Raw genomic sequence first — 7,301 nt, 5'->3', positions numbered from 1 at the left:
CAGCTCGCCGTAGAACGGGCGTCCCTTGTGCACGGCGTAGAACTCCCCGGACTGCTCGGAGGAGAGCTGCATGACGCGGGCGGCCTTGACCGTGAATCCCGACTTCTCCAGCAGCGCGATGATGAGTCCGGCCTTGCCACCAGCGAAGGCGTCCGGCTTGACGATGGTAAGAGTGCGACGACCAGCCATGAGTCAGGATCCGATCAATTTGCGAACGATGTCCCCGCGCGTGAGGAAGCCGACCAATCGGTCATCCTTCACGACAGGTACCCGGTCGACGTCCTTGTTGAGCATCAGGGACGCCACCTCGGCGAGCGGCTGCTCGGGCGCCACACACAGGACCTGACGGGTCATGATGTCGCGTACCGTGCGCCGCGCCGCGGCTGGCGGCTGGAGTGCGTTCACACCCCCGGCGCGCGGAAGATAATGGCTCAGGAGATCCCGCAAGAGCTCACGTTCACTCAACATGCCGATGACCCGGTTCGATTCGTCCACCACCGGAAGGCCGCCGAGGCCGGCCCGCAGCATCTCAAGCACGGCGCTCCGGAGCGGCGCCTCGGGGCCGACGGTCCGTGGACGCTCCGACATCAGCTCTCGGACGGTGAGTTGAGCCGGGAGCTCCTTCCCCGTAAACTGCGGCAGCGCCACCAGCTGAGCCGGCGTCTCCGCGGCGAGCGCCGCCGCCACACTCGTCGGATTGGAGAGCACGCGAACAAGCGCGCTGACCACTTGGAGATGCCGCGCCATCTGTCGTGGCGGCGCGCACACCAGCACCACAAGACGCGCCCGCTGCAGTTCGTCGTCGTCAAGCACGCGGACCACGTCCTTGGGCGCCACCCCGATGGATACCACGAGGTCCCGAACCGCGTCGGTGCGGTAGTGCAGCACGAAGGCGCGGTCCGCGAGCCCCACGATGTCTTCGCTCCGGGCCTCCTCGATCCGCTCACGGAGCAGGTCGGCGTTGGAGAGCGCCCCGCTTCGTTCCAGCGACACGCAGAGGGCTGCGGCCGCATCAGCCACCGTGCCCGCCATCAGCGGCATGACGATGCGCGAGGCGACGAGGAGATCGGCGAGACGTTGCGGTGTGATGGGCATTGGTGGAATCTGCGCGCGCGTGCGCGCGCTACGCAGGGGGCGCGTACAAGAAAGCGGGGCAGATCACGACGCTCGTGATCCGCCCCGCTTCCTACCCGGCGGCTGGTGCGATTACGCCAGACGCGCCTTGATCAGATCGACAAAGTCCACCGGACGCTGGGCAACGCCCATGCCGGCAGCCAGGAACGACTCGATCTTCTCGGCCGCCGTGCCCTCGGAGCCCGAGATGATCGCGCCGGCGTGGCCCATGCGGCGGCCCGGCGGAGCGGTCTGACCGGCGATGAAGCCGACCACCGGCTTCTTCATGTGCGCCTTGATGAACGCGGCGGCTTCCTGCTCGTCGGTGCCGCCGATCTCACCCATCATCGCGATGGCCTTGGTCTGCGGATCCGCCTCGAACGCGGCGAGGCAATCGATGAAGTTCGTGCCGTTGATCGGATCACCGCCGATACCGACGCACGAGCTCTGGCCGATGCCGGCCTTCGTGAGCTGGTTCACGATCTCATAGGTCAGCGTGCCGGAGCGGCTGACGACGCCGACGTGACCCGGCATGCAGATCCGACCGGGGATGATACCGACCTTCGACTGGCCAGGCGTGATGAGCCCCGGGCAGTTCGGGCCGATCAGACGCGCGCCGTGTTCCTTCACGTACGGGTACACCTTGGTCATGTCCAACACGGGCACGCCTTCCGTGATGCAGACGATGAGCTTCACGCCCGCCGCCGCCGCTTCCATCATCGCATCGGCCGCGAACATCGGCGGCACATAGATGACGGAGGTGTTGGCGCCCGTCGCCTGCACGGCATCGTACACGGTATCGAAAATGGGTACGGTGCCTTCGAACGTCTGGCCACCCTTGCCCGGCGTCACGCCCGCCACGACCTGCGTACCGTACTCGATCATCTGCTTGGCATGGAACGAGCCGTCGCGGCCCGTGATGCCCTGCACGATCAGCTTGGTGCCGTTGTCGATGAAGATGCTCACGCGGCACCTCCCTTCGTCGCGAGTTCCACGGCGCGCTGCACGGCCGCGTCCATGTCGTTCGATGCCGAGAAGCCGTTGTCCTGCAGAATCTTCACGGCGATCTCCTCGTTGGTGCCGGTAAGACGGATCACGATAGGCACCTTGAGCGGATTCGCCTTGGTCGCCGTGACGATGCCGTTGGCCACGTCATCGGTGCGCGTAATGCCGCCGAAGATGTTGAACAGAATGCATTTCACGTTCGGATCGGACGTGATGATGCGCAGCGCGTTCACGACCTTCTCCGGATTCGACGAACCGCCGATATCGAGGAAGTTGGCCGGATCGCCGCCGTAATGCTTCACGAGGTCCATCGTCGCCATGGCGAGGCCCGCGCCGTTTACCACGCAGCCGACGTTACCATCGAGCTTGATGAACGTGAGGTTCGAATTGCGCGCGTCGACTTCGCTCGGCGCTTCCGACGACTCGTCGCGCAGTGCGGCGACGTCGGGGCGGCGATCGAGTTCGTTGTCGTCGATGACCATCTTGCCGTCGACCGCGATCAATTCACCCGTCGGCGTGAGCACGAGCGGATTGATTTCCGCGAGCGAGCAGCCGGCATTCATGAACGCCGTGTACAGCTGCTGCATGATCTTCGCGGCCTGACGCGCGAGCTTGACGTCCTTGAACAGGAAGAAGCCCATGCGCATCGCTTCGAACGACAACAGGCCGTAGCGCGTGTCGACCGGGTGATACAGGATCAGCTCCGGCGTGCTGGCCGCGACTTCTTCGATGTCGATGCCACCGGCCGCGCTCACCATGAACACCGGCTTCTTGGTTGCGCGGTCGACGATAATGCCGACGTACGCTTCAGAGCCGATGTCGGCCGCGATGGTCACGAGCACCTTCTCGACGACGAGATCTTTGATCGTCATACCGAGAATGGCGGTCGCCTTTTCCTTGGCCGCTTCCGGCGTTGGGCAGAACTTCACGCCGCCCGCCTTGCCACGTCCGCCGGCATGCACTTGCGCCTTCACCATAACTGCTGCGCCGTAGCGCTGCGCGATGGCTTCCGCCTGTTCCGGCGTCGTAGCGATTTCGCCGGGCGGGATCGGCACACCGGCCGCCCGCAACAGCTCTTTCGCCTGATACTCGTGTAGGTTCACGCGTTCTCCGAATCGAGGAATGTCATCGGTTCAATGCTAGGTGGTCGTGCCCGACGACAGCAACCCGCCTGTCGTGCGAAGCGCGCCCGTACGTGCCAGGCACCGTGAACCGGCGATGCCCGACACGGCCGCGTTCATTGCGGCGGTCGTTCCAATACGCGGCCCAGACTATCAAACGCTGCACCGAACTTCGCCCAATCGCCACGTCGCAGTGCGTCCCGCATGGCGACGTACCACCGGCGGGCGGCGTCCGACGGCGGGCCCTCCTCTCCTGACGCTGCTGGTGGCGCCAGTGGCATCGGGATATCGCCCATCCGTCCCAATGCTTCGACCAACGTGCTCCCGACGCCGAGGCGGACGCCGTCGGACGCCACGAGGCGCGCGATGATCGTGCTGCCTTCCACGCGATTCCAGAGCAGCGGTTGCACCAACAACGGACCGGTCGGTGTCATGACGGTGCTGACCCGTCCGGCGCGAATACGCGGTTCACGGCGCGTGCCGTCGGGCATGGCACTGCGCGCACTGTCGAGCGCCGCCTGCATGCGCTCGGTGGTCGCGCGCCAACGCTGGCGGGGGATGGTGGTCGAGTCCCACCACGTTTGCCGGGCCAGTCCGCCACTCACGGTCGCGACACCGCCGATCTGGTCACCCCCGTCGAGCAGTGGCACGCTCCACGCGACCAACCGCTCGCGTTCGTTGCCGATCCAGTGTGGCGGTGGGGTGCCGCCAACCAGCGCGCTGTCGGGCAGCTGGCGGATGACCGTTCCCTCGAGTCTCGAACCAAAGCGCGCGAATGTCTTGATCTGCGCCACCGCGCTTTCACTGGCCGGCGGCAACTGCGCCACGAGTGCCGGGGCCAATTCGCCCGGCGTCGCGAACAGGGACGGGAGCCGCACGATCCATGTCCGGGTCGGCGCGTCGGGCCTCGGTGCAGCCACCAGGCGCACGCGACCGCTGGACGCCTCGACGACCGCTGTCGCCGCCAGGCGGAAGTAGCTGTACACGCCCGTCGACAACTGCCACTGCTGACCGAGCGGATAGCGATCGGACGCGCTATACAGCTGCAGCGTCCAGTAGAGGCGAGCCTCGTGCACGAGCGGCAAGACGTCATTTCCCTGCACGAAAATCGGCGCGAGCCGCGCCACGCGCTCGCGCACATCGCGATGGGTCACGAGCAGTGGCTCAACGGCGCTGGTGTCCGCATCGAGCAAGGACAGGTCGCGAAGTGCCCACGCGTGTGCGATCCTCGCGCGCAGCGACGTCAGCGACACGCCGCGCACCCCTCGGGCATGCTCGGCATCGACGAGACGTGCGCCACGCAGCCCGGGACCGACCAGCGGCTCGTCGCCGGCGTAGTCGTCGGTCGTTTGCGCGAACTCGACTTGGCTGTCTCGCACCGTCGGTCGCGTGGCATCGACCGCCGACGCCAGCCATCCCTCGGCGCTACCGACGGGCCGACGCACCACCAACGCAGTGGTGCGATCACCCACCACGGTCCATCCCAACGGCGACGCGTCGCCCATGGCCTGATCCGATGGCGCGACGTCGCGTGGCTCACCCTCTGGTGCACGCGTGGCCGGCATAGCCGTCGCCAGGGTGCCACGATCCCACAGGCTGAGGCGAACCGGCAGGCCGGCTCGTGGTACGCGCGTGAGCAACGCGGCGCCACTGTCGCGATGCACGACGCGCATGCCTTCGACGTCGAATGCGCGCCGGCTATACAGCGCGCGGGACGCGAAGTAATCAAGATCGCGAGTGGCGGGATCGCCGAGCAGATGGGTCCGGGCCAGCACAATCGGCGCGACGTGCCGCAAGCCCAGTGCGGCGATCAGAATAGAAGTGAGCGTGAGAAACGCGGCGCGCAGCTGACCGACCCACCCTGTCCGAAACACGACGAGCGCCGCGAGCGCACTGCCAAACGACAGTAGGTAGTCCATCCGCATCGTGACGCGATGATCGACCTTGAGGAACATCCCGTCCGGCCCACTCCCCTGTCGCAGCAGGTCGAAGCCGTCGAGACGATAGCTCCAGGCCAGGAGCAACAACACGACGGCGCCCAACGCACTCAGGTGGCGCCGCACATGCGTCGAGGCGGCCACACGCCGACCTTCCATCCGCAGACTTCGCGTGAGCGCGTACAGCACGACCACCAACGCCGTCATCGACACCACGCTCACCAACGACCACAGATACAGCGTCTCTTCGATCGGCAACCAGTACAGGTAGAAGCCAAGATCGCGCCCCAGCACGCCTTCGATCTCCCCAAAGGGCAAGCCGTGTCGAAAGAGCGCGAGATCCACCCAGTTGGTGAGTGGAATCGCGAGCACGCCACCGACGAGAATCGCCAAGACCACGGTCACAGCCAGCAGCCGCTGTCCCGAGATCATCGCCGTGAGCTCGAGATTCGCGACGCGTGACGGCACCGCCACCGCCACGATCGTGCGCCGCACCGCGTGCAGATTGGCGAACGCGAACAGTGTACCCACGCACCACGCACCGCCCTGCAGGATCGCCGTATCGATGACCTGTTCCCAGAACAGGGCGGGCAGCCCCATCGCGGTAAACCACGCGTGATCGACGAGCAACGCCGTGACCGCGCGCCCCAGCAGGAGCAGCGCGGCGGCGATCGCCAGACCGAGAATCAGTCCGCTGCGTGCGCCCATCTCAGCGATCCGTTCGCGCGATCAGAGCGAAACACCCTGAGTGTGCAACCATCCTTCCATCACGCCGCGAATCTCGGCCAGCCGTTCGGCCGAGCTGGCTTCGAAGCGCGCAACGATGACCGGCTGCGTGTTCGAGGCGCGCAGAAGTCCCCAGCCATCACCGAAGAGCACGCGCACCCCATCGACGTCGATCACCTCGTGGGTGGCCTTGAAATGCGCGGCGGCGCGAGCGACGATCGCGAACTTCGACTCTTCGTCGGTGTCGATGCGCAGCTCCGGCGTAGACACGAACGGCGGCACGTCGGAGAGCAGCTCATCGATACGCTTCCCGGAATCGGCGATGATGCGCAGCAATCGCGCGGCCGCGTACAAGGCATCGTCGTGTCCGTAGAAGCTTTCGGTGAAGAACATGTGCCCGGACATCTCACCGGCAATCGGCGCGTGCATCTCCTTCATCTTGTCCTTGATGAGGGAATGGCCCGTCTTCCACATCACGGGCACACCACCCGCCTTCTCGATGCCATCCATCAGCGCCTGCGAGCACTTCACATCGAAGATGATCGGCTGACCGGAACCCGTGCGGGCGAGCACGTCGCGCGCATAAAGGATGAGAATGTGATCGCCCCAGATGATCCGGCCGTCGCGATCCACTACGCCGATCCGATCAGCATCGCCATCGAAGGCCACGCCGATTTCCGAACCACTCGCCTTCACCGCCGAAATGCAGTCCTCGAGATTCTCGGGGACCGTGGGGTCTGGATGATGGTTGGGAAACGTGCCATCGCTCTCGGTGAATAGACCGATTCCGTCGATGCCGAGCGCGGTCATCAACTGCGGGGCGACCAGTGCGGCCGCGCCGTTGCCACAGTCGTACACGACCTTGAGCGTTGAGCCGTCGGGGCGCGTGATCCGACCCACTCGTGCGGCGATGTCCTCGACATAGCGGTCGATGACCGGTACATGGCGCACCGCACCGACGCCTGAGGGAAACACGCCGCCGACGATCAGCCGGTAAAGGACCTGAATCTCCTCACCATGCAACGATCCGGTGCCGACGCACATCTTGAAGCCGTTGTACTCGGGCGGATTGTGCGATCCGGTAATCTGGATGCCGCCGACCACTGACTCGTGATGCAGCGTCCAATACAACAGCGGTGTCGGGACCACGCCCACGTCCACAACGTCTACACCGCATTCGGTGAGTCCGCGCACGAGCGCATCGCGCAGCGCGTCGCCACTTGGCCGATTGTCGCGCCCGACCGCGACGGCGCCCTTGATGCCGTGGGTGTCGAGATAGGCCGCGTAGCCGCGCCCGAGCCCATAGGCCACTTCTTCAGTGAGGTCGGTGCCCACGATGCCGCGGACGTCGTACTGCCGGAAGATCGTCTGACTGATGGACATTATCGGAGAGTGACGA

At 65.6% G+C, this 7,301-nt stretch carries 6 protein-coding genes; all 6 read right to left on the bottom strand.

The window, feature by feature from the left end; all coding sequences use genetic code 11:
- A partial coding sequence (locus tag RMP10_RS05825; RefSeq protein WP_310569436.1) for a nucleoside-diphosphate kinase occupies positions 1-189 on the bottom strand: 189 nt, incomplete at its 3' end.
- 3 nt (positions 190-192) lie between these two features.
- Positions 193-1,095: a CBS domain-containing protein gene (locus RMP10_RS05820; protein WP_310569435.1), complete on the bottom strand. Its 903-nt coding sequence runs from the start codon at positions 1,093-1,095 to the stop codon at positions 193-195.
- Positions 1,096-1,206: 111 nt separating this feature from the next.
- Positions 1,207-2,079, bottom strand: coding sequence for a succinate--CoA ligase subunit alpha (gene sucD, locus RMP10_RS05815; RefSeq protein ID WP_310569434.1), 873 nt, complete (start codon positions 2,077-2,079; stop codon positions 1,207-1,209).
- On the bottom strand, positions 2,076-3,221 hold the full coding sequence (gene sucC / locus RMP10_RS05810; protein WP_310569433.1) for an ADP-forming succinate--CoA ligase subunit beta: 1,146 nt from the start codon (positions 3,219-3,221) through the stop codon (positions 2,076-2,078). The genes sucD and sucC overlap by 4 nt, the downstream gene beginning before the upstream one ends.
- Positions 3,222-3,355: 134 nt before the next feature.
- Positions 3,356-5,884 carry a UPF0182 family protein gene (locus tag RMP10_RS05805; protein WP_310569432.1) on the bottom strand — a complete coding sequence of 843 codons (2,529 nt, stop codon included), beginning with the start codon at positions 5,882-5,884 and terminating at the stop codon, positions 3,356-3,358.
- A 21-nt stretch (positions 5,885-5,905) separates the two neighbouring features.
- Positions 5,906-7,285 (bottom strand): phosphomannomutase/phosphoglucomutase, encoded by a 1,380-nt coding sequence (locus tag RMP10_RS05800; RefSeq protein WP_310569431.1) that lies wholly within the window; start codon positions 7,283-7,285, stop codon positions 5,906-5,908.
- Positions 7,286-7,301 lie beyond the last annotated feature (16 nt).

Origin of the sequence: Gemmatimonas sp. (assembly GCF_031426495.1) — a bacterium.
Classification (GTDB): domain Bacteria; phylum Gemmatimonadota; class Gemmatimonadetes; order Gemmatimonadales; family Gemmatimonadaceae; genus Gemmatimonas.
Note: the sequence above shows the minus strand (reverse complement) of the source record. Positions and strands in the feature narration are given on the sequence as shown.